Below are 24,764 nucleotides of genomic sequence, written 5' to 3'. Positions count from 1 at the left end.
CGGCAGTTGTTGAACGTGAAAGGCAGCGCTGAATTCGTCCGTTTGGCACTGGAGAAGAAGCGGCTTTTACATATAACAAGTTACAGCGGATTCTTTCTTAGCCCCAAAAGAGCTTCATGCCGATAAAATAAAAAAGGGTGAAATGATAAATGAAGACAGTAATCATTGCAACGAAAAATAAAGGGAAAGCCAAGGAGTTCGAAAGCTTATTCTCTGCAAAAGGATATGAAGTCAAAACACTTCTCGATGTACCGGATGCTCCTGATGTTGAAGAAACAGGCACGACTTTTGAAGAAAACGCGATCCTGAAGGCAGAGGCCATTGCCCATCAGCTAGGCCGCTTTGTCATTGCTGATGACTCAGGATTGATTGTAGATGCATTAGAGGGCCGTCCCGGCGTATATTCAGCGCGCTATGCTGGAGAGTCCAAGAGTGATGAAGCAAACACGGAAAAAGTCCTCCGGGAGCTGGAAGGCGTGCCAAAAGAGGATAGAACGGCGAGATTTTATTGCGCATTGGCACTAGCGTCACCCAACCAGGAAACGATTACGGTATCGGGAACGATGGAAGGCTTGATAACAGAACAGCCTTCTGGAACGAATGGATTTGGTTATGATCCCATCTTTTTTGTTGAGGAACAGGGTAAAACAAACGCCGAATTGACAAAAGAGGAAAAAAACAAAATCAGCCACCGTGCCAACGCATTGAGGGCTCTAGATGAAAAACTTGATCCATTTCTAAAAAGGGAAGAAGGAATGTGACGATGAAAGTGCTAATAATGAGTGACAGTCATGGCTTAACTCATGAAATCAGCATGATTGCCGACCGTCATAAACAAGAGGTTGCTGCCATGATCCATTGCGGTGATTCAGAGTTGGAAAAAAATGACCCTCATATGTCGGAGTTCTTAGCCGTTCGTGGGAATTGTGACTTTGATTCGGCATATCCGAATGATATTGTGGAGAGTATCGCAGGCAAGCGTTTCTTCCTTACGCATGGACACCTCTATAACATAAATATGACCTTGATGAACCTATCATATAAAAGTGAAGAGACAGGGGCGGATATTATTTGTTTTGGCCATTCCCACGCTGCGGGTTCAGAATTGATTGATGGCAAGCTCTACATCAACCCGGGAAGCATACGGCAGCCGCGTGGACGAAAAGAGAAAACCTATGCCATGTTGAATATCGGAAATGACCAACTTGAAATCATCTTTTATGACCTTGAAGGAAAAATCGTTGAGGAATTAAGAAATGCTTATCAAATGGAATGACTTCATGTATTATGAACAGGAAGCGTTTTTACCCGCTTCCTGGTTCATAAAAAAGAAAAAACTTTTTATGAAAAGCCGTTGACTTTCTTTTGATATCCTACTATAATAAGAAGTGTCCTAAGGGAACAGTTAAGGTAATACATAAGTTTTACCGCAACTTATATCATAAACGTCTCAGTAGCTCAGCTGGATAGAGCAACGCCCTTCTAAGGCGTCGGTCGGGAGTTCGAATCTCTCCTGGGACACTAACTTAGTGGATTTAAATCCCGCTACGAAAACCTTCTATATCGTTTAGTGAAATGGTCAGTATAACGGTCATGTAAGAAATTACACCGTATATCGATTTATCCTACTAACGATATAGGAGGTTTTTTTCGTATGACCAAAAGAAAAGGATTATTAGATGTTGAAGTAGAAATAAGTTATATATGATAACTTCGAATTGTTCGATAAAGTGTATTCCCCATTTTTTACTGCAAACTTCATTCAAATACCATGATAAATATTGAATTAATGGTAGGGGTGTTCTAAAACTCTTCAAAAATTATATATTACTAGTATTGCAATGAGTATTATATTAAGTTATAATAGGAATCACCATTACGGTCTAAGTTCGAAAAGTGGCCGTTATACTGAACTGAAGAAAAATAGCGATATGTCTCAGTAGCTCAGCTGGATAGAGCAACGCCCTTCTAAGGCGTCGGTCGGGAGTTCGAATCTCTCCTGGGACACTAACTTAAAGCCAAAACCTTTAAAAGGTTTTGGCTTTTTTTCTTTTTTGTTTTATGGATGAAATGCGGCAAGAAGTTTTTTATTTCATATTTATCGCAGGTGGATGACCTTTTATGTCGAACTTGTTATAAATAAGGAGATGTTTAAATGAATAAAGATAGATTATTCAAGTTCATTCAAACTTCCACTCGGGGCAATTTCTTCTCAGTCGAAATAACCGAAGATGGAACTGAAGTAGTCCAATTAGCCAAGGAGTTAGAAAAAGAAGGAAGAATCAAGTTGAGGGAATGCACCCGAAAAGAACAAGGTGTTTATCTGGAAGGAATACTTAAGTTTGTGCCTAGCAATACTTAATGAGCTCTGACGGAGGAACTATATTAGGAGTTTCATATGATCCACAGAAAAAAGCATCCATGATCGGATGCCTCAGTTTGTAGACAAAAGGGGTTCGGAATTAAAAAATTCCGAACCCCTTTTGAAATTCCCTTTGAAATTTCGCCTTAAATTAAGAGATTGGGGCCCTGCGAGCCCACTATGTTAGGCAATGCCTAGAACTTTCCATGTCAATTGGCCATCTTCTTTAAATAAAGGAGCGAAAGTAAGCATCGCCTGCATAGGCAGTTTTTTAAGTCCCCTTAAAGTAGTCCAATGCAGCCTAAGAACCAATGGTAAGTCATATTTGTTTCAACAAATCATAAATGAAAGAGAAGTCAATGGCAGCCTCAATTTTACGAATCAAATGGTTCGCCGACACTAGTTGATCTAAAGTAATCATTTCAAGTTGATTTCACTGAATAGAATCATGTTTAGAAAGGCACCCTCATCACCCCAAGTTTTAATAATTCTATTTTAAAACAATAAAGATCTTAGGCAAAAAGGTTCTATCTAAAAGTTAAAACAAAGTTGATTGGAGCGGGTGTGCGAGACTCCTGCTGGAAAAGCGAGTCCAAGGGAGACCCCGCAGGCGCAGAGGTGCCGAGGAGGCTTCCGGACCGCCCGCTGAAAGCGTGTGCCTGGAGAGGAAATCAACGTTTAAATTGTACAGTCTGAGGTATCCGTGATCGGATGCCTTTTTTCTATTTAATGTTTTTTTATGATTTCACGGTTGCTGGAGTTATAAAAAAATCAGGAAAAACATTGACATAAATCAAACAAATTAATATTATGTTTATTATATTATAAACTTTATAGGGAAGTGTTTGTTTTATGAAGGACGCTGAAATGTTTTGGAGCGCGTCTCAGGATGAGCTTAAACAAGGGTATATCGAAGGTGAGAATCAATATGTTTGTTTGCTGTGCGGAAATGCAATTGAAAAGGGGATCGTATACCCGAAAGATGGGATTCTTTATGAAGCGAAGAGGTATATGGGAATTCATATTGAACATGCACACCGCTCAGTTTTCGATTACTTGATTGATCTCGATAAGAAACTTACAGGTCTCACGGACCATCAAAATCGCCTTCTTCGCCTTTTTTACCAAGGGAAGAATGATGCTGAGGTTCAGGAGGAAATGGGGATTGGGAGTCCTTCCACCATTCGGAACCATCGCTTTGTGTTGAAAGAGAAAGAGCGTCAGGCTAAGTTGTTTTTAGCCCTGATGGAACTTTTGAAAGATAAAGATGAACATGCGCCGGCATTTATCCCGCTTCATCAAAAAGCAAGGATGGTCGATGATCGTTATAACGTTACCGAGGATGAAAAGGTGACTGTACTGAAAAAATACTTCCCAAAAGGCAGTCAGGATGCATTAAAGTCTTTCCCGCCAAAGGAAAAACAAAGGCTGATCATTCTCCAAGAAATTATGAACCGTTTTGAAAAAGAGCGGAAATACGAAGAGAAAGAAATCAATCAAATATTGGGTGCAGTTTATCCTGATCATGTTCTATTGAGAAGATATTTAATAGAATATGGATTCTTGGATAGAAAGCCTGATGGGAGCCAATATTGGCTGAAGAAATGATGACTGGAGGCATGAAATATGGATCGTAAAAAAGAATTGAAGCAATTATATAAAGAAACGAAAATTGAAGCAGGTGTATACCAAATCAGAAATACGGTAAATAATAAAGTCTTTATCGGAAGCACCAGGAATTTAAAGACGTTGAAGGGGAAACAATTTGAATTGGAAGTCGGAACAAACACGAATAAAGTGCTGCAAGGTGAGTGGAACGAATATGGGAAAGATGCTTTTTCTTTTGAGGTACTGCAGGTATTGAAACCGAAAGAAACAGGATTCTTTGATGCTAAACGGGAATTGAAAAAACTTGAAGAAGAGTGGTTGGAAAAAATACAGCCATACGAAGAACGGGGATACAATAGAATGAAATCCAACTGACTTGTATGTAGCCTTTAGAGATTCTCCGTGATTCCCGGCTCCTAGTTATTGGCGGTTCCTTTATCCCCTTGGAGAGTGGGGGATTGGTGTCCTTATACACGAATTACTACCCTTGCACAAGGGAACTTCGGGTCTGAGTGGGAAGAAAAATAAAAGAATACATGGAAAAGGATAAAAAGAACGGCTGAATTTGGGCGTATTCAAAACAGGGAGTCATTTATGGCTCCTTTTTTGCGGGAAGAAAGTCAGGGGATCTCACTTGTTGTTAGTTTTTAAATGGTTTAAGCTAGTAATGAGGGAACTTATTAAAAAAAGGGGAAACCCATGGGGGACCTTCACTAAATAATTAATTTTAGGAGTTGCGAATGAAAAAAATAGGATGGACCATAACGGGGATAGGAACAATCGTTGCGCTGGGGGCATTGCTTTATCCTTTGAATGTTATTGATAAAACACTATGTATATATTTATTACTCGGCGGTGCAGGGCTAATGTTTGTCGGGTCTATAATCAGAGCTTTTCGGCTACTGAAAAGATGATTGATTTTTAAGGTTGATTAAAATCGTGCGATTAAGGTGATGACATGGAGAAAGACCAATTGAAATATGCCCAGCAGCATTTGGCTAATGAACGTACCTTCTTAGCGTGGATAAGAACGGTTATTGCGATAGTGGGGGTTGGTTTTCTTGCGACAAGCCTGCATTTTACGATTGGTGTGCATCGGGATGCCCGGATTGACTTGATCAGTATCGTGCTTGGGATGTTTGCTTGTGCATTGGGCCTTGTGATTACAGTTCTGGCGACATTCGGTTATCTTCAGAAGAAGCGGCAAATCAATGAAGGGACGTTCCGGCCTTCAAGTGCGCACGTAATTCTAATCGCTGTTTTTATGGTCATATTGTTATCGATGATCATTTTATATTTTGTGTTCATAAAAGTTTAAAACTGTCCTAACCTAATAGGGCAGTTTTTTTCAGTTTCTACTATTATATACTTATTCTTACATTATCATGGTAAGATTTCTTCCATTAATTGAATGCAATCAAAAAACGAAAGCTTGAAAAATACTGTATTTCATTTTGGGTATGAAAGAATAATTAAAAACTTTTAAAAGCAATTTCTTTCAGTATTGTGCACGTCAGCCATGGAAAAACTTAGTTTTTACCGGAAGGGTATATCAGCTGCAAGGAAAAGATCAATCAAGTTTTGTCTTTTGCCTTTCTTGAAAAAATATTTATCAGACATCATCAGTTTGTGAATAAACTTCACATGGTCAACGCAGTTTTAAACTCTTGGAAGTACTTTACTTTATTCAATTTCGATCACGTTTTAAATATTTGTTTAATTTCCATTTTGTGAGATATGATAAAGAGGAACTAAAAGGAGGTCATCAAGATGGTGGATATCAAAAAAGGTGAAAGTTCTTTTTTTGTCGAAGAATCTGGTGAGAAACTAGCGGAAATCACATTCTTTAAATCAGGTGATGATGAAATCACGGTCGATCATACCGTTGTTTCTGACAAACTTCGCGGACAAAAGGTAGGAAATGCCCTTGTTGAAAAGGTAATAGGGTTCGCAAGGGAGGAAAAACTGAAAATTGTTCCGGTATGTTCGTTCGTTCAAAAACAATTTGAAAAAAATGCAGAATACGAGGATGTATTGGCTAAATGAACCAGAGGGCTGGACCAGGGGATGAGTAATATCACCTGTGTTCAGCCCTTTGGCATTTTTTTTAGATAATCTTCACCCCTTCAATACTCCAAGAAAATAATATTAAACGCCTTTCCGACCCAAATGTTGTTCGCATTTTATATAGGGTTGGTGCCAGGACGGCCATCAAATTACAAACCCTATTGAATCGGGCAAAGGAAAATATGGGAAGCGGTATGAATCCGGTCGTGAACGAGACGATACTTGAAATGGTTATAGCATATGAAGCGGTGATATTTGTTCATAAAACACCTGGTTATCGAAGTTTCCCAGAATAAAATAAATTGTATGAACGAGGCAGAACAAATAAATCAAAGCCAATCATGACTTATGCCAGAGGGGGGGGCAATCCTTGCATAACCATGGACTTGCTGTAGATTTTGTCATTGTTAGTGATGACCGCAAGCGGGCATTGTGACAGAGGGCGAAAAGTGGAACGTGATTTTCCGCATCTTGGAATGTCAGGCGGTTTATCCGCGAGAGAATTAAAAATGGATTGAGGACGAATCTTTTATTAGGAGTGGCGTCAGCGAACAGTGAAAATGGATGATCCGCTATTTGAGAAAATCATTACTGGTGACTAGCATCATGTGGGCAGTGCGAGGATATTTCAGTGGAGAAGTTTGTGATCACTTTAATAATTTTAAAGCGATATTTGATGTTTTTAAAAATTAAAAATTGAAAAAACTTTTTTTAAAAGAATGTGGTCATGATAGGTATGTAAGCGTATACAACAAATCTTTCAATTTAGAATTATCAAAAAATTTCAAAAAACCTGTTGACTACTACCTTAAATACACGTAAGATAATCACAAATACAAGACATCAAACATAAGCATTTCGAAAAATATGAATAATGCGAAAAGCATTGAAGAGGATAAGTAGTCTTTTAAAAAGGCAGTCACAGAGAGCCGGGTAGCTGAGAGCCGGTATTGTCCCGAAAGATGAACTCACCTTGGAGTTTCAGCTTGAACGTCAGACTAGTAGGGCTGAACGGGTGCGTACCAGTACCCGTTACCAAAACAGAGAATAGTGTAGGCTATTCAAAGTGCGCATGGAGTTTCATGCGAAAAAGGGTGGTACCGTGGAGTGGCTCATCAAGCCTTTTCACCCCTTTAACTTGCCGAGTGCAAGTACATTTGGGGTGAAAAGGCTTTTTTGTATGCATAAAAAGCTGAAAATTCTGAATCTTAGGAAAACATTTAGTGGAAAAGTGAAGGAGGTTTTTACGAAATGACACAAAAGTCAGTTGTTGCTGATCGGAAGAGTGGAAAGACACATTATAGTGGAGCCGAATTTCTGCTGGATGCATTGAAAAAGGAAAATGTTGAAGTCATCTTTGGTTATCCGGGTGGATCTGTATTGCCGATTTATGACAAGCTTTACAGTTCAGAACTTTTTCATATTTTGACAAGGCACGAACAAGGTGCGATTCATGCAGCGGAAGGATACGCCAGGATTACCGGCAAGCCGGGGGTGGTCATAGTAACATCGGGTCCAGGGGCAACGAACATTGTCACCGGTTTGGCCGATGCGATGATTGACTCTTTACCGCTTGTGGTAATTTCGGGTCAGGTTGCTACAAGTGTAATTGGTTCGGATGCTTTCCAGGAAGCTGATGTACTGGGGATTACTACCCCGATTACAAAACATAACTATCAGGTAAGGAAGCCGGAAGACCTTCCGCGCATTATAAAAGAAGCCTTTTATATCGCTTCAAGCGGCCGTCCCGGTCCAGTTTTAATCGATATACCTAAGGATATGGCCATTATAGAAGGTGAATCGACGGATAAGGAGCCAGAAATGGATCTCCCTGGCTATCAGCCGACGACCAAGCCTAATTACTTACAGATCAGAAAGCTTGTTGAAGCCGTAAGCGGAGCGAAAAGACCTGTCATTCTTGCAGGGGCAGGAGTCCTGCATGCAAAGGCCTCCCATCTATTAAAGGAATATGTCGAGCAGCAAGGCATTCCCGTCGTCCACACTTTATTGGGTCTTGGGGGCTTTCCGGCGGAACATCCTCTCTTTACCGGAATGGGTGGTATGCATGGTTGCTATGCAGCAAACATGGCGTTATCGAAATGTGATCTATTAATCAATATCGGTGCCAGGTTCGATGATCGATTGACTGGGAATCTAGCGAAATTCGCACAGCATGCAACAGTGGCCCATATCGATATTGATCCAGCGGAAATCGGTAAAAATGTGCCGACAAAAATTCCGGTCGTCGGAAGTGCCAAGGAAGCTCTGGCGGAGTTGATTGCGCAAAATGGCAAGAAACCGGAAATTGATGTATGGACAACGCAGCTGGCTGCATGGAATGAAGAGTTCCCATTGCGTTATACACATGAAGAAGGCGTACTGAAACCTCAGCGTGTCATCCAGATGCTTCATGAAAAAACGAATGGGGAGGCCATTGTTACGACGGATGTTGGACAGCATCAAATGTGGGCGGCACAATACTATCCGTTTAACAAACCGAATTCATGGGTCACTTCCGGTGGATTGGGGACGATGGGCTTTGGCTTACCTTCGGCTCTCGGAGCGCAACTGGCGAATCCGAAAGCGACGGTGCTTTCCATTTCGGGGGATGGTGGATTCCAGATGTGCCTGCAGGAACTTTCAGTCATTGCCGAAATGAATCTGCCAATCAAGATCATCATCGTCAACAACGGGGCACTCGGGATGGTAAGACAGTGGCAGGAACTCTTTCATGATAACCGCTTCTCACACAGTATTTTTCAATCGCATCCGGATTTCGTGAAATTGGCCGATGCTTATGGAATTCCGGGATACAAAGTGACGACGGAGGAAGAAGCAAGCAACTGCCTGGATGTAGCGTTAAAGACTGATGGTCCAGTGTTGATTGATTTCCGTGTAAAACAAAAAGAAAATGTCTTTCCGATGGTAGCACAAGGAAAAGGGCTTGATGAAATGGAAGGAGTTTAATCAATGAAGGGAATTCTTAGCCTCACCGTGAACAACCGGCCAGGCGTCCTGAATCGGATTACGAACCTGTTCACGAAAAGAAATTATAACATTGAAAGCATGACTGTCGGACCCTCCGAACAGGATGGCATTTCAAGGATGACCTTCGTGGTCGATGTTGATGACGAAGCTGTCATTGAACAGATCACCAAGCAATTGAATAAGCAGATCGATGTTTTGAAAGTATTTGATATTACGAATCAATCGATTGTGGCGAGGGAACTTGCACTCATTAAAATATTGGTGACCACACAAACCCGAGCCGAGATTTATTCAGTCATCGAACCCTTCCGAGCGTCAGTTATAGATGTCAGTAAAGATAGCCTGACAGTTCAAATCACTGGGGAATCGGATAAAATCGAAGCCTTCATTGAACTGATCAAGCCATATGGCATCAAGGAATTGGCAAGGACAGGGACAGCCGCCATCCCGCGTGGAATGCAAATTGCACACGCTAAGAGTGCGACAATCGTATAAAAACAAAACAAAAAACCAAAACAAAAACAATGATGAAAAGGGAGATGTAATTATTATGGCAAAAGTATATTATAACGCAGAGGCAAACGAGAATTTTTTCAACAATAAAAAGGTAGCGGTAATCGGATATGGTTCACAAGGACACGCGCACGCACAAAACCTACGTGACAGCGGTGTAGATGTAATCATCGGAATCAGGAAAGGTAAATCATTCGATAAAGCGGTGGAAGACGGCTTTAATGTTTACACAGTGAAAGAAGCAGCAGAACAGGCAGACGTAATCATGAACCTATTACCGGATGAAACTCAGCCGAAAGTATACCAAGAAGAAATCAAACCGGTATTGCGTGCAGGTCAAGCGTTAATGTTCGCACACGGATTCAACGTCCATTTCAATCAAATCGTTCCTCCGGCAGACGTAGATGTATTATTAGTCGCTCCAAAAGGTCCGGGACATCTTGTTCGCCGTACATATGAACAAGGTGCAGGGGTGCCGGCACTATTCGCCATCTATCAAAATGTAACGGGTGAAGCAAAGGAATTGGCACTTGCGTACGCTCGGGGAATCGGTTCTTTAAGAGCTGGCGGTTTGGAAACCACTTTCCAGGAAGAAACGGAAACGGATCTATTTGGAGAGCAGGCAGTACTTTGCGGCGGATTGACTGCCCTTGTGAAAGCTGGATTCGAAACCTTGACAGAAGCTGGATACCAACCGGAAGTAGCATATTTCGAGTGTTTACATGAACTTAAATTAATCATCGACCTTATGTATGAAGGCGGAATGGAAAACATGCGCTATTCCATTTCTGACACAGCTCAATGGGGAGATTTCGTTTCTGGACCACGCGTTGTGACGGAAACTACGAAAGAGTCAATGAAAGCGATCTTGAAAGACATCCAAGACGGTGAGTTCGCTAAAGGATGGATCTTGGAGAACCAAGCGAATCGTCCAGTCTTCAATGCGATCAATAATCGTGAAAACCAACATCAAATCGAAGTGGTTGGCCGTGAATTAAGAAAAATGATGCCATTCGTGAAACCTCAACAAAAAGAGAAAGAAGTGGTAGCAGTTGCGAAAAATTAATATATTTGAAACTACACTTCGAGATGGGGAGCAATCAGCCGGTGTAAATTTGAATTTTACCGAAAAACTTGAAATTGCTTATCAGCTTGAAAGATTGGGTGTTGATATAATCGAAGCCGGTTTTCCGGCAGCATCCAAAGGGGATTTCAACTCCGTACAGGAAATCGCGCGCAAAATCAAAAACAGCTCTGTCACAGGGCTGGCGCGTGCTGTAAAAGGCGATATTGATGCAGCTTGGGATTCATTAAGGGGCGGCGCAGAACCAAGATTGCATACGTTCATCGCCACTTCGCCCATTCATCGTGAATATAAGTTGAAAATGTCGAAGCAGCAAGTGATTGAAAAGTCGGTTGAAATGGTTAAGTACGGAGCATCGCGTTTTCCGATCGTGCAATGGTCTGCAGAAGATGCAAGCCGTACAGAACTTGACTATTTGGCTGAAATCGTTGAAGCGGTCATTCAAGCTGGTGCCAAGGTCATTAACATCCCGGATACTGTAGGGTATGCAGCTCCAATCGAATACGGAAACATTTTCAGGTACCTTCGTGAACATGTTCCTTCTATTGATAAAGTTAGTTTATCCGCACACTGCCATGACGATCTTGGAATGGCGACAGCCAATTCATTGGCTGCCATCGAAGGCGGGGCTACGCAAGTCGAAGGCACAATCAACGGAATTGGAGAACGTGCCGGAAATGTGGCGCTCGAAGAAGTGGCTATGGCACTCTACATCCGTAAAGATTTCTATCAAGCGGGAACAGATCTTGTATTGAATGAAATTAAAAGGACCAGTGATTTGGTCAGCCGCCTTACGGGAATGCAAGTTCCTGCTAATAAAGCCATTATTGGTGCCAATGCATACGCACATGAATCTGGCATTCACCAAGATGGCATGTTAAAAGAAAAAACGACATACGAAATCATTTCACCTGAGCTCGTCGGTGTTTCGTCCAATTCACTTGTTCTAGGAAAGCATTCAGGACGCCATGCTTTCAAAGAAAGATTACAAGAGTTGAACTTTACGGTAACGGATGAGGAATTGAACTCGTTATTCGTCCAATTCAAGGAATTGGCCGATAACAAAAAGACGATGACAGATGAAGATATCGTTGCGCTGGTGCTTGAAGAGAAAGCGACGGATATCAGTTTTTATGACATGGTTTCCTTGCAGATTTCCCACGGTACCCATCAGACGGCGACAGCTACGGTCACACTGAAAAAAGGCGATAATGAAGAGATTCAGGAAGCGGCTACAGGTGCCGGCAGTGTTGAAGCCTTATATAACACGCTTGAAAGATGTTTGGGCAGCGAGATCAGCTTGCTGGACTATCGAATTCAATCGGTGGGCGGCGGAATGGATGCCCTTGCCCAGGTTTTTGTGAAAATTGATTATAACGGAGTGGAAACAAGCGGCCGCGGTCTCGATCAGGACGTCTTGGAAGCATCCGCCAAAGCATATTTGAATGCTGTGAACCGTGTGATCATCATGAAGGAACTAGAAGAAAAAGCAGTATTACTATAGGAAGGGGAGATTTCGATGAAAAGGAATATTGCGGTGCTTCAAGGAGATGGCATCGGGAAAGAAGTAACAAGAGGCGCTGTAGAAATCCTCGAAGCCGTTGCCCAAAGATATGGACACGATTTTGAATTTCAATATGGTGAGATTGGCGGCGGGGCCATCGATAACACAGGTTCACCCCTGCCGGATGAAACAGTGGAGATTTGTAAAAACAGCGATGCGGTATTATTAGGGGCAGTTGGAGGACCTAAGTGGGATGACCAGCCTGCACACCTAAGACCGGAACGAGGTTTGCTGAAAATCCGAAAAGATTTGAATCTTTATGCTAACATCCGTCCAATCAGCTATTATTCCAGCTTGTCGGAATCTTCTCCTCTTAAAAAGGAATTCATTGAAGATGTGGATTTCGTTATTGTCAGGGAACTAACTGGCGGCCTTTATTTCGGAAAGCCAAGTGAACGCGTTGAAAAAGAGGGGAAAGAGGCGGTCGTCGATACACTTTTCTATCAGAAAAGCGAAATGAAGCGCATCATTGAACTTGCATTTGCATTAGCATCGGATCGCAAGAAAAAAGTAACATCCGTGGATAAAGCGAATGTTCTTGAATCCAGCAGGATGTGGCGCGAGACGGCTGAAGAAATTGCCAAGGACTATCCGGATGTAATTCTTGAACATATGCTTGTTGATAATGCAGCCATGCAATTGATTAAAAACCCGAAACAATTTGATATTATCGTGACGGAGAATATGTTCGGTGATATTTTAAGCGATGAAGCGTCGGTATTGACTGGCTCGCTTGGAATGCTTCCTTCCGCCTCTATATCAACAAAAGGGCCAAATCTATATGAACCGATTCATGGCTCTGCCCCGGATATCGCGGGGAAAAACCTGGCCAATCCGATTGGGACGATTTTATCGGCAGCTTCCATGCTGCGTCTATCCTTTGGTTTGGAAGATGAAGCGAAAGCCGTTGAGCAGGCGGTGGAAACGGTCCTTGAATATGGCTTGAGAACAGGCGATATTGCAAATGGCCAACCGAATATTACGTCTACTTCAGAAATGATTGCAGAAATTAAAGCAAATCTTTTAGACCAGGAAGCCATTTCCAACATCATGGGAGCTTACGCATAAACTTCTTTCACGGCCTAACATTAGGCCGTGTTTTTTAAAAAAATACAAGATTGATCGAGGTGGGATAAATATGGGAAAGTCGATTATAGAGAAAATATGGGATCGCCATATTGTAAATGAAGAGGAGAATAAACCGGATTTAATTTATATAGACCTTCAATATATTCATGAAGTGACCTCTCCGCAAGCATTTGAAGGATTGAGATTAAAAGGACGTTCAGTCAGGAGACCCGACCGTACTTTCGCGACAATGGATCATAATGTGCCAACCGTTAATCGCTATTTCATCGAGGATGATATTGCAAGGAAACAATTAGAGGCGCTTGAGCAAAACTGTAAGGAGTTCGGCATCCGTCTTGCTGATTTAGACAGCCCGGATCAAGGTATCGTTCACGTTATCGGGCCGGAATTAGGCCTTACACAGCCAGGGATGACGATTGTCTGCGGAGACAGTCATACATCCACACATGGTGCGTTTGGCTCGATTGCGTTTGGAATCGGTACGAGTGAGGTCGAGCATGTATTGGCCACACAAACCCTATGGCAAACAAAACCCAAAACATTAAAGCTTGAGGTTAATGGCAAGCTTGGTCATGGCGTGATGGCGAAAGATGTCATTTTATATGTGATTTCTAAATTCGGTGTCGATTTCGGTACGGGACATATCATTGAGTATTGTGGGGAAGTTTTCCGGGATATGTCAATGGAAGAGAGAATGACGGTTTGCAATATGTCGATCGAAGGCGGGGCAAGAGCGGGGCTGGTAGCTCCCGATGAAACAACTTTCTCCTATTTGAAAGGTCGTAAATATTTGCCGAAAGGAGAAGAGTTTGAGCGCTGTGTTCAGGACTGGAAGTCACTTTCCAGTGATGAGGATGCTGTATATGACCAAGAAATCATTCTTGATGGCAGCCTGATTTCACCAATGGTCAGCTGGGGGACAAATCCTGGAATGGCTAGTGGAGTGGACGGGAAAGTACCTACCTTCGCAGAAGATATCATGGATCCTAAGGAACTGAATCGGGCCATTGAGTATATGGGTCTTGAGGAAGGTATGCCGATCACGAAAATTCCCGTACAACATGTGTTCATAGGATCGTGTACCAATTCACGCATTGAGGACTTACGGCAAGCCGCAGAAATGATCGAAGGCCAAACTGTTCATAAAGGGGTTCGGGCGATGGTCGTACCCGGTTCACAAAGCGTCAAAAGGCAAGCGGAAGATGAAGGGTTGGATGAGATTTTCAAATCTGCGGGCTTCGAATGGCGTGAATCGGGCTGCAGCATGTGCCTGAGCATGAATCCTGACGTTGTTCCGGCCGGTGAGCATTGTGCATCCACAAGTAATCGGAACTTTGAAGGCAGGCAAGGAGCTGGAGCAAGAACGCACCTGGTTAGTCCAGCCATGGCAGCCGCGGCCGCCATTCATGGGAAGTTTGTCGATATCAGGAATTTGAAAAGAACTGAACAAGTCCATTAAGAATAAGAATTAACCGGAGGTGCAGAGAATGGAACCCATTACTATATATAAAGGAAGAGCGGCGGCACTTGACCGTAAAAACGTGGATACGGACCAAATCATTCCAAAGCAATTTTTAAAACGGATTGAGAGAAGCGGCTTTGGCGAGTTTTTATTCTATAACTGGCGTTTTGATGAAAATGGACAGGAACGTCCTGATTTTGAATTGAATCAGCCCCATAATCAAAACACATCCATTTTAATAGCCGGTGAGAATTTTGGCTGCGGTTCTTCGCGTGAGCATGCCCCTTGGTCATTGAAAGACTATGGATTCGATATCATCATCGCTCCTTCTTATGCTGATATCTTTAAAAGTAATTGCATGAAAAATGGCATGGTTCCCATCGCTTTAACCCAGACTGAAGTAAACTATTTAATGGAGAGGGTGTCGGCACCTGATTATGAGTTGACGATCGACCTTCCCAATCAGACATTGAAAGATGGTCAAGGGTTTGAAACAAGCTTTGAAATTCATCCATATTGGAAGGAAATGCTCATCAAAGGCTGGGATGAAATTTCGATAACGCTTCAATATGATAAAGAGATTTCTGCATATGAATCTCAAAAAAAGGCAGTATCAAGTATTTAATCGAAGAAGGTCATTTCCCGTTATCCTTTCTTAATTGAAAGGAAGCGGGATTTTTTTTATCGGGGAAAGACGAAAAGGCGTTCATCAGGCATATAATTTTTTGTGTTTCCAGCTATTACATGCTAAACTGTTTCTCAAAAAGCGAACGGTGAGGCGGAAAATAGGATGGATGATGAGAACAACGAAAAGAAGGTCGGAGAAACCAAAATTATCGCCTTTCCAAATCTCGGTGAAAGGCTGATTGTAAAAGGACTGGATGAGCTTGGAAACAGAAACTTTAAAGCGGCTGCACAGCTTTTCAGCCAAGCCAGGGAGTATGAGCCCGAAAATGATGAAGTTTGCATGGGACTAGTGGTCTCGTTAGTCGAACTTGAGTATTACCAGGAGTCAAAAGAGTTGTGTATAGAGATGCTGAATAAAGGCATCGGCGACTACTTTCAACTGATCAATATTTATTTGATGGTACTGCTGCAATTGGGCGAGCATCAGGAAATGGTCACGACGATCGAACTGCTATTTGAAGAAAGCCAAATTCCTTTTGATAAAGAGGAACATTTCGAAAAGATGCTTCAGTTCAGTAAAAGGGCCCTTGAGGATAAAAAAGAGGAGAAGGAAAGGCAAAATCAGCAGCTTTCAGAGGAATTGCAGGAGGATGAACTTTTTGAAGGGACAACGGATAATGAAATGCTTATGGTCATTTCGAAACTCACGAATATCAATATTCGACCATTTATCCCTCAAATCGTAGAATTTCTACAAAAAGATGAGGGACACCCTTTCTTTAAAACGATGCTCCTTAACATCCTTATCGACCAGGAATATAACGAGGAAGTGACGTTGAAGAAATTCAATCAATCAAAGTCGGTCATACCAAGCGAATTGAAAAGTTTGAAGGAGACGGACTTCTATAAGAAGGTAACCGGACTGACCGAAGAGGAAATCAGTCAGGATAATCCGAGCTTATTTGAAATGGTCCATAGTTTGATTGAACGTCATTCTTTTTTATTGTTTCCTTTTGAACCCGGACCAGAAAGCTTGCCTGCATGGGCAGCTGCCTACCATGCCTTGGCGGAAGAATACATGACCGGGGAAGTTTTCATGAGGGAATTAGCGGACCTTTACCATGCTGATGAGGAAAGTGTTGCTGATATTCTATCATATATAAAAGAAATTGAAGAAATTTCTTATCCCATTATTTAAGCTATTGCTGTTGTAACAGATTAATCCTGTGGTATAATGTAGTGGTTGTAATGTATAATCGTCTAATTTTGACGATTTCCCCAATATTTTTTGGGTATATTTGAAGGATGACTTGTTAACACTTGCAAAGCATATTCATCCAATGCTTATTATTGAAGTATATAGATTTTTGGAGGGAAACACATGTCTGTAAAATGGGAAAAACAAGAAGGTAATCAAGGCGTACTAACAATCGAAGTTGACGCTGCAAAAGTAAACGAAGGTTTAGACGCAGCTTTCAAAAAAGTAGTGAAACAAGTAAATGTACCTGGCTTCCGTAAAGGTAAAATGCCACGTCAAATGTTCGAAAAAAAATTCGGCGTAGAATCACTTTACCAAGATGCGCTTGATATCATTCTTCCAGATGCTTATGCAAATGCTGTCGAAGAAGCTGGAATTCAGCCTGTAGATCGTCCAGAAATCGACATCGAGAAAATGGAAAAAGGCGAAAACCTGATCTTCACTGCAACTGTAACAGTTAAGCCTGAAGTTAAATTGGGAGATTACAAAGGTGTTGAAGTTGAAAAATTCAATACTGAAGTAACTGACGAAGATGTTGAAAACGAATTGAAAACTTTGCAAGAGCGTCAAGCTGAGCTTGTCGTTAAAGAAGAAGGACAAGTTGCTGAAGGCGATACAGTTGTTCTTGACTTTGAAGGATTCGTTGATGGTGAAGCATTCGAAGGCGGAACTTCAGAAAACCATTCATTGGAAATCGGTTCAAACTCTTTCATTCCAGGATTTGAAGAGCAAGTTGTAGGTCTTGAAACTGGCGCTGAAAAAGATATCGAAGTTACATTCCCTGAAGAATACCATGCAGCTGAACTTGCAGGTAAACCAGCAGTATTCAAAGTGAAAATTCACGAAATCAAAACAAAACAACTTCCTGAGTTGGATGATGAGTTCGCGAAAGATGTCGACGACGAAGTGGAAACTTTGGCTGAACTTAAAGAAAAAACAAAACATAAATTAGAGCATGACAAAAAACATGAAGAAGAAAACTTCATTCAAAACACTGTAATTGGTAAAGCTGTTGAAGGTTCAGAAATAGACGTTCCTGAAGCAATGATTTCAAACGAAGTTGACCGCATGATGAATGAGTTCTCTCAACGCATTCAATCTCAAGGTCTTAATTTGGAACTTTACTACCAATTCTCAGGTCAAGACGAAGAAGCTTTAAAAGCGCAAATGAAAGAAGAAGCTGAAGGTCAAGTTCGTACGAGCCTAACTCTTGAAGCGATCGCTGAAGTTGAAAAACTTGAAGCTACTGACGAAGATGTAGAAGCTGAACTTGCACAAATGGCTACTATGTACAATATGGAAGTTGACGCGATCAAACAAGCTCTTGGAAACTTAGAAGGAATCAAAGGCGATCTTAAAATTAAGAAAGCGATTGACTTCTTGGTAGAAAACAGCAAAACAGTTGACGCAAAATAATTTTTATTAAATAAGTAGATTAAAATATTTCCTTTAAAAAACAAGGCGCGAGTAATCGTGCCTTGTTTTATACATATTGAGAATTAGTGTAAATTTCAAATATCGGTTATTTCCTGATTGATTTTTTTTGGATTTCGGTGTAGATTAGTTCTAATACCGCATATACATATTTATACAGCAAATCCTGCTTTTAAAAATCCAAAGTTTTGGGCATACTGGTAAAGGGCAAATACATATTGATTGATTATTGTACTTATTTAACAACTCGGACCGTGAGCATTTTTGTTACTAAACTTCCAAGAACATGATAAAATGCAAAACATACTTAGGATTTTGGAATGTTTAAGTAGATGTGTGCCTAGTTTTTTTCATTACGATTGGGTACCGCTATGCAATAGAGTTGGAAGAGTATTTAAAGGGGTGAACGTACATGTTTAAATTTAATGATGAAAAAGGACAGTTAAAATGTTCTTTTTGCGGTAAAACACAAGAACAAGTCCGTAAACTGGTTGCTGGTCCAGGTGTCTATATTTGTGACGAGTGTATCGAACTTTGTACGGAGATCGTCGAAGAAGAGCTGGGCACTGATGAAGAAGTAGAATTCAGAGATGTTCCTAAACCAATGGAAATCCGTGAAATTCTTGACGAATATGTGATTGGACAAGAACAGGCAAAGAAATCTTTGGCTGTCGCTGTTTACAATCATTATAAACGTATCAATTCCAATAGCAAAGTCGACGATGTGGAGCTTTCCAAAAGTAACATCGCCCTAATCGGACCGACGGGAAGCGGGAAAACCCTTCTTGCGCAAACATTGGCGCGATTACTGAATGTTCCTTTTGCCATTGCTGATGCCACTTCATTGACGGAGGCTGGATATGTTGGGGAAGATGTCGAAAACATCCTGCTAAAATTGATCCAAGCAGCTGATTATGATGTGGAAAAAGCGGAAAAAGGCATCATTTATATTGATGAAATCGATAAAGTTGCCCGTAAATCGGAAAATCCTTCCATTACACGTGACGTGTCTGGTGAAGGTGTGCAACAAGCTTTATTGAAAATACTTGAAGGAACAGTTGCAAGCGTTCCGCCTCAAGGTGGACGTAAACATCCACATCAGGAATTCATCCAAATCGATACGACCAATATTTTGTTCATCTGCGGCGGTGCCTTTGATGGCATCGAACCGATCATCAAACGCCGTCTTGGTCAAAAAGTCATTGGCTTTGGCTCTGACGTGAAAAAGGATGATATTGCAGAAAAAGAATTGCTTTCCAAAGTCCTTCCTGAAGACTTGCTTCGTTTCGGATTAATTCCGGAATTCATCGGACGTCTTCCGGTAATTGCGACTCTTGAGCAATTGGATGAAGCTGCTTTGATTGAAATCCTTACACAGCCGAAAAATGCCCTTGTTAAACAATATCAAAAATTGCTTGAGCTTGACGATGTTGAATTGGAATTCGAACAGGAAGCGCTAAGTGAAATTGCTAAAAAGGCAATTGAACGTAAAACTGGTGCACGTGGTCTGCGCTCCATCATCGAAGGCATCATTCTTGAAGTGATGTTCGATCTGCCTTCACGTGATGATGTTGCAAAATGTGTGATCACAGGCAGCACGATTTCGAAAAACGAATCTCCAAAGCTCGTCCTAAAGGACGGTACAACCATCAAAGGACAAGAAAAGAAAACATCTGCTTGATTTATATGAAAAAGCAAGACTGCCAGTTCATCCTGGCAGTCTTTTTTCTTTGTCTTTTTCCAAATTATTGTTATTTGGGATAAAAACGCCAAAATTTTCAACGCGAATTTCTTGGATAATTTCGCCCTTCCAAAGGAGATACTAACAGAAATGACAAACTAGGAGAGTGCAGGAGGGAATACGATGAATTGGACAGGATTGGCGTTGTTTATCCAGCTGTTTTTTGGGATCATTATTGGATTGTATTTTTTGAACTTATTGAAAGGCCAGCGGACACAAAAAGTTTCCATTGACCGTGATTCACGTAAAGAAATGGACCAATTACGGAAGATGAGGTCGATTTCGTTAACAGAGCCATTGGCAGAAAAGGTTAGACCCAGCACATTTAATGAAATCATCGGTCAAGAAGATGGGATTAAATCTTTAAAAGCCGCCTTATGTGGGCCGAATCCCCAGCATGTGATAATTTACGGTCCTCCAGGGGTAGGGAAAACGGCAGCTGCCAGACTTGTTTTGGAAGAGGCGAAGAAAAATGGAAAGTCCCCCTTTAAGAATTCGGCCGTTTTCGTCGAATTGGACGCCACCACAGCCAGGTTTGATGAACGAGGAATTGCCGATCCGCTCATTGGTTCTGTGCACGATCCAATCTACCAAGGAGCTGGAGCAATGGGACAGGCTGGCATTCCGCAGCCAAAGCAGGGGGCAGTCAGCAATGCTCATGGTGGCGTACTGTTCATAGATGAAATAGGGGAGCTTCATCCAATACAGATGAATAAACTGTTAAAGGTATTGGAGGATCGTAAGGTCTTTCTGGAAAGTGCTTATTATCAAGAGGAAAATCAAAATATTCCCACTCACATCCATGATATTTTTAAAAATGGACTACCGGCTGACTTTCGGCTGATTGGAGCCACAACAAGAACGCCAAATGAAATCGCGCCTGCGATACGTTCAAGATGCATAGAGGTGTTTTTCCGTGAGCTTGACCGGGAAGAAATAATCACCGTGGCTAAGAATGCCTCTGATAAAGTGGGGATCACCATCAGTGAAAAGGGCTTGCAGTCAATTTCAGATTATGCCCGAAATGGCAGGGAAGCTGTCAACATGATTCAGACTCTTGCAGGAATATCAATCAATGAAAACAGGACTTTTATCCGAGAAGAAGATATAGATTGGATGGCCCATAGCAGCCAGCTGACCCAAAGAATGGACAGGAAAATAGAATCGAATTCTAAAATAGGCCTTGTCAACGGTCTTGCAGTCTATGGTCCCAATAGCGGGGCGTTGTTGGAAATCGAGGTTACGGTCATGGCTGCCTCTGATGAAAAAGGTTCGATAAACATTACCGGCATCGTTGAAGAAGAAAGTATCGGCGGCGGGAGTGGCAAATCGATTCGCCGCAAGAGCATGGCAAAAGGTTCGATAGAAAATGTCATTACAGTTTTACGGTCGATGGGAGTGCCTGCCAATCAATTCGATATCCATGTGAACTTTCCGGGCGGAAGTCCAGTAGATGGCCCTTCTGCAGGAATTGCAATGGCCACAGGCATATACTCGGCCATATATAAAATCCCTGTTGATCACACCGTGGCGATGACTGGAGAAATAAGCATTCATGGCGGCGTTAAACCGATCGGCGGTGTCATTCCGAAAATCAAGGCGGCTAAACTTGCCGGGGCAAAGAAAGTAATCATTCCAGCCGAAAACATGCAGCCGCTTCTAGCTGAAATCAAGGATATAGAAATCATTCCCGTTTCGAATGTAAAAGAAGTGCTGGATCAGGCACTGAAAAAAGAATTGATGTCGGAACAAATCCTTACAACCTTGGACCTATCAAAAAAAGAAAGTGTATAAAGGAAATGCCCCGGCTAAAAATAGAACCGGGGCATTTTAAGGGCCATATTGGCGTTCCCGACAAACTTGACGTAAAAATAAACACGCATTCAAACGTGCTTTTTTATCTAATATTGGAGATAATAATAGCAGTCGAAACGTGTTAAGGTAAACGAATAGACACTTCTATATAAATAGGATAGAATTGTTAAAAGGTTGAGAACATGGGTAAATAGTTTACAACGACGATACTAATTAGATGGAGGTGTCAGGAAATGACTGATAAAGAAATCATCGTCCCCCTCCTGCCGCTTAGAGGACTGCTTGTATATCCAACGATGGTACTTCATTTAGATGTAGGCCGAGATAAATCAGTGCAAGCCCTTGAGAAAGCAATGGTGGAAGACCATCTTATATTTTTGACGACACAACAAGATGTTTCGTTGGACGAACCAGGTGAAGAAGATTTATTTACAATGGGAACTTTAACAAAGGTAAAACAGATGTTGAAGCTTCCGAATGGTACAATCCGGGTGTTGGTGGAAGGGTTGAACCGCGCAGAAGTCATTGAATTTTACGATTATGAGACACATTATGGTGCCAAGATTAAAATATATGAAGACAGTGATGAAAAGGATGCTGAACATCAAGCATTAATGCGCACACTATTGGATTATTTTGAACAATACATAAAAATGTCCAAAAAAATAACCGGTGAAACGTTTTCGTCCACTTCGGATATTGAAGAGCCTGGGCGATTAGCGGATATAATTGCTTCACACTTGCCTTTGAAATTGAAGGAGAAGCAAGAAGTGCTTGAGACCATTGATATGAAAGAGCGTTTAAGCCGTGTCATCGAGATCATCAATAACGAGAAGGAAGTTCTTTTTCTCGAGAAAAAGATCGGCCAGCGTGTTAAGCGTTCGATGGAACGGACTCAAAAGGAATATTATTTACGAGAACAAATGAAAGCGATCCAAAAGGAATTGGGCGATAAAGAAGGAAAAACAGGGGAAATTGAGGTCCTCAACGAAAAGATTGAAGAAGCGGATATGCCTGAGCACATCAAAGAAACGGCATTAAAGGAATTGGACCGTTATGAAAAAGTTCCTTCGAGCTCAGCCGAGAGTTCTGTCATCCGCAATTATATCGAATGGCTGATTTCGCTTCCGTGGACCAAGGCGACCAAAGATGACTTGAATATTCATAAAGCCGAAAAAATCCTGAACCGGGACCACCATGGTTTGGAAAAGGTGAAGGAGCGGGTGCTTGAGTATTTGGCCGTCCAGCAATTGACTAATTCATTGAAGGGACCGATCCTTTGTTTGGTGGGACCGCCAGGGGTCGGGAAAACGAGCCTGGCTAAATCGATCGCTTCATCCCTGAATAGGAATTTCGTCCGTATATCTTTAGGTGGAGTGCGCGATGAATCGGAAATCCGCGGACATCGCCGCACATATGTAGGGGCGATGCCGGGACGGATCATTCAAGGCATGAAAAAAGCAGGAACGATCAATCCTGTCTTTTTACTTGACGAAGTGGATAAGATGTCCAATGACTTTAGGGGAGATCCATCTGCAGCGATGCTGGAGGTGCTTGATCCGGAGCAAAATCATAATTTCAGTGATCATTATATTGAAGAAACCTACGATCTTTCCAAAGTCATGTTCGTCGCGACGGCGAATAATTTGGGATCGATTCCAGGTCCGCTTCGTGATCGTATGGAAATCATTTCGATTGCAGGTTATACTGAGATAGAGAAACTTCATATAGCCAAGGATCACTTGCTGCCTAGACAGCTGGAAAACCATGGTTTATTGAAGACACAACTGCAAATCCGTGAGGAAGCTCTAACAAAAATCATCCGTTACTATACTCGGGAAGCCGGTGTTCGGAGTCTGGAGCGACAGCTTGCAAGCATCTGTCGGAAGACTGCAAAAATCATCGTTTCCGGAGATAAAAAGCGGGTCGTCATTTCTGAAAAGAATGTCGAGGAGTTTTTAGGGAAAACCATGTTCCATTATGGACAGGCGGAAGTCGAGAACCAAGTCGGTGTAGCCAATGGGTTAGCGTACACGTCGGTAGGTGGCGATACGCTCCAAATCGAGGTTTCCTTATCACCAGGTAAAGGCAAGCTGATCCTGACAGGAAAGCTTGGCGATGTAATGAAAGAGTCAGCCCAGGCTGCTTTCAGTTATGTCCGTTCAAAAACCGAGAAACTTCAGATTGATGCGAACTTCCATGAAAAATATGATATCCATATTCATGTCCCTGAAGGTGCGGTCCCAAAAGATGGCCCTTCTGCAGGCATCACGATTGCAACAGCGTTAATATCGGCCCTTACAAATAGGCCGATCAGAAAAGAGGTAGGCATGACAGGCGAAATTACATTACGCGGACGGGTTCTTCCGATCGGCGGGCTTAAAGAAAAATCTTTAGCGGCCCATCGCGCAGGACTTACGAAAATCATCATCCCGCAAAATAACGAAAAGGATATTGATGATATCCCGGAAAGTGTCCGTAAAGCATTAACATTTGTTCCAGTTTCACACGTCGATGAAGTCCTTGAGCATGCATTGGTAGGTGTGAACGAATGAAAGTGACGAGTTCAGATATTGTCATCAGTGCTGTGAAGCCTGAACAATATCCAAATACCCCAATACCGGAATTTGCCTTGGCAGGCCGTTCCAACGTTGGGAAATCCAGTTTCATCAACAAAATGATCAATCGAAAAAACTTGGCGCGCACATCCTCTAAACCGGGTAAGACGCAGACCTTGAATTTTTATATCATAAATGAAGCACTCCATTTTGTGGATGTACCGGGTTATGGTTATGCAAAAGTATCTAAGACGGAGCGTGATGCTTGGGGAAAGATGATCGAAACGTACTTCACTTCCCGTGACCAGCTCCGCGCTGCGCTTCTGATCGTCGATTTGCGTCATCCCCCGACAAAGGATGATATCGCAATGTATGAATTCCTGAAGCATTATGACCTGCCCCGGATCGTTATTGCCACCAAAGCGGATAAAATTCCAAAAGGCAAATGGCAGAAGCACTTGAAAATCACGCGCCAAACGTTAAATATGGAAAAAGAAGATGAATTGCTTCTATTCTCTGGTGAAACAGGCGAAGGTAAGGAACAAGCATGGGGCGTCCTTAAGAAATATATGTAAAAGAAAAGGGTATTCCGCA

Annotated in this window: 21 protein-coding genes, 2 tRNA genes and 1 other annotated feature; all 23 genes read left to right on the top strand. The window is 42.0% G+C overall.

Annotated elements, in window-relative coordinates; genetic code table 11:
• Positions 1-149: 149 nt before the first annotated feature.
• Complete coding sequence (locus tag AC3ISB_RS20000) at positions 150-761, top strand: XTP/dITP diphosphatase (RefSeq protein ID WP_489273998.1); 612 nt, start codon at positions 150-152, stop codon at positions 759-761.
• Positions 762-763: 2 nt separating this feature from the next.
• Positions 764-1,276, top strand: a complete 513-nt coding sequence (locus tag AC3ISB_RS19995) for a metallophosphoesterase (protein WP_480338546.1) — start codon at positions 764-766, stop codon at positions 1,274-1,276.
• 171 nt (positions 1,277-1,447) lie between these two features.
• A tRNA-Arg gene (locus AC3ISB_RS19990) sits at positions 1,448-1,521 on the top strand.
• A gap of 412 nt (positions 1,522-1,933) precedes the next feature.
• Positions 1,934-2,007, top strand: a tRNA-Arg gene (locus AC3ISB_RS19985).
• Positions 2,008-2,155: 148 nt separating this feature from the next.
• Positions 2,156-2,362 carry a hypothetical protein gene (locus AC3ISB_RS19980; RefSeq protein WP_098370042.1) on the top strand — a complete coding sequence of 69 codons (207 nt, stop codon included), beginning with the start codon at positions 2,156-2,158 and terminating at the stop codon, positions 2,360-2,362.
• A gap of 852 nt (positions 2,363-3,214) precedes the next feature.
• Positions 3,215-3,970, top strand: a complete 756-nt coding sequence (locus AC3ISB_RS19975; RefSeq protein WP_144526590.1) for a DUF2087 domain-containing protein — start codon at positions 3,215-3,217, stop codon at positions 3,968-3,970.
• Positions 3,971-3,988: 18 nt separating this feature from the next.
• Entirely contained in the window at positions 3,989-4,345 is a 357-nt protein-coding gene (locus AC3ISB_RS19970) for a GIY-YIG nuclease family protein (RefSeq protein ID WP_098370044.1), read from the top strand.
• A gap of 365 nt (positions 4,346-4,710) precedes the next feature.
• Complete coding sequence (locus AC3ISB_RS19965) at positions 4,711-4,884, top strand: hypothetical protein (protein ID WP_181762300.1); 174 nt, start codon at positions 4,711-4,713, stop codon at positions 4,882-4,884.
• Positions 4,885-4,928: 44 nt separating this feature from the next.
• The gene (locus tag AC3ISB_RS19960) at positions 4,929-5,288 is read left to right on the top strand and encodes a YidH family protein (protein ID WP_098370045.1); all 360 of its coding nucleotides are present in this window, start codon (positions 4,929-4,931) and stop codon (positions 5,286-5,288) included.
• A gap of 452 nt (positions 5,289-5,740) precedes the next feature.
• Complete coding sequence (locus AC3ISB_RS19955) at positions 5,741-6,016, top strand: GNAT family N-acetyltransferase (protein WP_081395481.1); 276 nt, start codon at positions 5,741-5,743, stop codon at positions 6,014-6,016.
• An 898-nt stretch (positions 6,017-6,914) separates the two neighbouring features.
• Positions 6,915-7,173, top strand: a binding site (T-box leader).
• 115 nt (positions 7,174-7,288) lie between these two features.
• A complete protein-coding gene (gene ilvB / locus AC3ISB_RS19950; protein WP_480338547.1) occupies positions 7,289-9,004 on the top strand; it encodes an acetolactate synthase large subunit in 1,716 nt (571 codons plus the stop codon).
• A 3-nt stretch (positions 9,005-9,007) separates the two neighbouring features.
• Positions 9,008-9,520 (top strand): acetolactate synthase small subunit, encoded by a 513-nt coding sequence (gene ilvN, locus AC3ISB_RS19945; protein WP_141994366.1) that lies wholly within the window; start codon positions 9,008-9,010, stop codon positions 9,518-9,520.
• A gap of 55 nt (positions 9,521-9,575) precedes the next feature.
• Complete coding sequence (gene ilvC, locus AC3ISB_RS19940) at positions 9,576-10,604, top strand: ketol-acid reductoisomerase (RefSeq protein ID WP_098370048.1); 1,029 nt, start codon at positions 9,576-9,578, stop codon at positions 10,602-10,604.
• Positions 10,591-12,126, top strand: a complete 1,536-nt coding sequence (locus AC3ISB_RS19935) for a 2-isopropylmalate synthase (RefSeq protein WP_489273992.1) — start codon at positions 10,591-10,593, stop codon at positions 12,124-12,126. Before ilvC ends, AC3ISB_RS19935 begins: the two co-directional genes overlap by 14 nt.
• 15 nt (positions 12,127-12,141) lie before the next feature.
• A complete protein-coding gene (gene leuB, locus AC3ISB_RS19930) occupies positions 12,142-13,254 on the top strand; it encodes a 3-isopropylmalate dehydrogenase (RefSeq protein WP_144526591.1) in 1,113 nt (370 codons plus the stop codon).
• A gap of 70 nt (positions 13,255-13,324) precedes the next feature.
• Positions 13,325-14,734, top strand: coding sequence for a 3-isopropylmalate dehydratase large subunit (gene leuC, locus AC3ISB_RS19925; RefSeq protein ID WP_430096669.1), 1,410 nt, complete (start codon positions 13,325-13,327; stop codon positions 14,732-14,734).
• 28 nt (positions 14,735-14,762) lie between these two features.
• On the top strand, positions 14,763-15,362 hold the full coding sequence (leuD, locus tag AC3ISB_RS19920; protein WP_144526593.1) for a 3-isopropylmalate dehydratase small subunit: 600 nt from the start codon (positions 14,763-14,765) through the stop codon (positions 15,360-15,362).
• 165 nt (positions 15,363-15,527) lie between these two features.
• Positions 15,528-16,562 (top strand): tetratricopeptide repeat protein, encoded by a 1,035-nt coding sequence (locus AC3ISB_RS19915; RefSeq protein ID WP_144551200.1) that lies wholly within the window; start codon positions 15,528-15,530, stop codon positions 16,560-16,562.
• Positions 16,563-16,745: 183 nt separating this feature from the next.
• Positions 16,746-18,038 (top strand): trigger factor, encoded by a 1,293-nt coding sequence (gene tig, locus AC3ISB_RS19910; protein WP_480338550.1) that lies wholly within the window; start codon positions 16,746-16,748, stop codon positions 18,036-18,038.
• Positions 18,039-18,468: 430 nt separating this feature from the next.
• A complete protein-coding gene (gene clpX, locus AC3ISB_RS19905; protein ID WP_034308926.1) occupies positions 18,469-19,737 on the top strand; it encodes an ATP-dependent protease ATP-binding subunit ClpX in 1,269 nt (422 codons plus the stop codon).
• 183 nt (positions 19,738-19,920) lie between these two features.
• A complete protein-coding gene (gene lonB, locus AC3ISB_RS19900) occupies positions 19,921-21,591 on the top strand; it encodes an ATP-dependent protease LonB (RefSeq protein ID WP_141994358.1) in 1,671 nt (556 codons plus the stop codon).
• A 254-nt stretch (positions 21,592-21,845) separates the two neighbouring features.
• Positions 21,846-24,167, top strand: coding sequence for an endopeptidase La (gene lon / locus AC3ISB_RS19895; protein WP_098370056.1), 2,322 nt, complete (start codon positions 21,846-21,848; stop codon positions 24,165-24,167).
• Positions 24,164-24,745 (top strand): ribosome biogenesis GTP-binding protein YihA/YsxC, encoded by a 582-nt coding sequence (gene yihA, locus AC3ISB_RS19890; RefSeq protein WP_034308918.1) that lies wholly within the window; start codon positions 24,164-24,166, stop codon positions 24,743-24,745. The genes lon and yihA overlap by 4 nt, the downstream gene beginning before the upstream one ends.
• The last annotated feature ends 19 nt before the right edge of the window (positions 24,746-24,764 follow it).

The organism is Peribacillus sp. GL_122 (assembly GCF_057835005.1).
This window is presented reverse-complemented; position numbering and strand designations above follow the sequence as displayed.

Bases quoted from the DNA above. Each gene is read 5' to 3' on its own strand.
- clpX (WP_034308926.1), top strand. From the start codon at position 18,469: ATGTTTAAATTTAATGATGAAAAAGGACAGTTAAAATGTTCTTTTTGC.
- AC3ISB_RS19970 (WP_098370044.1), top strand. From the start codon at position 3,989: ATGGATCGTAAAAAAGAATTGAAGCAATTATATAAAGAAACGAAAATT.
- ilvB (WP_480338547.1), top strand. From the start codon at position 7,289: ATGACACAAAAGTCAGTTGTTGCTGATCGGAAGAGTGGAAAGACACAT.
- leuD (WP_144526593.1), top strand. From the start codon at position 14,763: ATGGAACCCATTACTATATATAAAGGAAGAGCGGCGGCACTTGACCGT.
- lon (WP_098370056.1), top strand. From the start codon at position 21,846: ATGACTGATAAAGAAATCATCGTCCCCCTCCTGCCGCTTAGAGGACTG.
- AC3ISB_RS20000 (WP_489273998.1), top strand. From the start codon at position 150: ATGAAGACAGTAATCATTGCAACGAAAAATAAAGGGAAAGCCAAGGAG.
- leuC (WP_430096669.1), top strand. From the start codon at position 13,325: ATGGGAAAGTCGATTATAGAGAAAATATGGGATCGCCATATTGTAAAT.
- AC3ISB_RS19965 (WP_181762300.1), top strand. From the start codon at position 4,711: ATGAAAAAAATAGGATGGACCATAACGGGGATAGGAACAATCGTTGCG.
- yihA (WP_034308918.1), top strand. From the start codon at position 24,164: ATGAAAGTGACGAGTTCAGATATTGTCATCAGTGCTGTGAAGCCTGAA.
- ilvC (WP_098370048.1), top strand. From the start codon at position 9,576: ATGGCAAAAGTATATTATAACGCAGAGGCAAACGAGAATTTTTTCAAC.
- AC3ISB_RS19980 (WP_098370042.1), top strand. From the start codon at position 2,156: ATGAATAAAGATAGATTATTCAAGTTCATTCAAACTTCCACTCGGGGC.
- AC3ISB_RS19960 (WP_098370045.1), top strand. From the start codon at position 4,929: ATGGAGAAAGACCAATTGAAATATGCCCAGCAGCATTTGGCTAATGAA.
- AC3ISB_RS19955 (WP_081395481.1), top strand. From the start codon at position 5,741: ATGGTGGATATCAAAAAAGGTGAAAGTTCTTTTTTTGTCGAAGAATCT.
- leuB (WP_144526591.1), top strand. From the start codon at position 12,142: ATGAAAAGGAATATTGCGGTGCTTCAAGGAGATGGCATCGGGAAAGAA.
- AC3ISB_RS19975 (WP_144526590.1), top strand. From the start codon at position 3,215: ATGAAGGACGCTGAAATGTTTTGGAGCGCGTCTCAGGATGAGCTTAAA.
- AC3ISB_RS19915 (WP_144551200.1), top strand. From the start codon at position 15,528: ATGGATGATGAGAACAACGAAAAGAAGGTCGGAGAAACCAAAATTATC.
- lonB (WP_141994358.1), top strand. From the start codon at position 19,921: ATGAATTGGACAGGATTGGCGTTGTTTATCCAGCTGTTTTTTGGGATC.
- AC3ISB_RS19995 (WP_480338546.1), top strand. From the start codon at position 764: ATGAAAGTGCTAATAATGAGTGACAGTCATGGCTTAACTCATGAAATC.
- tig (WP_480338550.1), top strand. From the start codon at position 16,746: ATGTCTGTAAAATGGGAAAAACAAGAAGGTAATCAAGGCGTACTAACA.
- ilvN (WP_141994366.1), top strand. From the start codon at position 9,008: ATGAAGGGAATTCTTAGCCTCACCGTGAACAACCGGCCAGGCGTCCTG.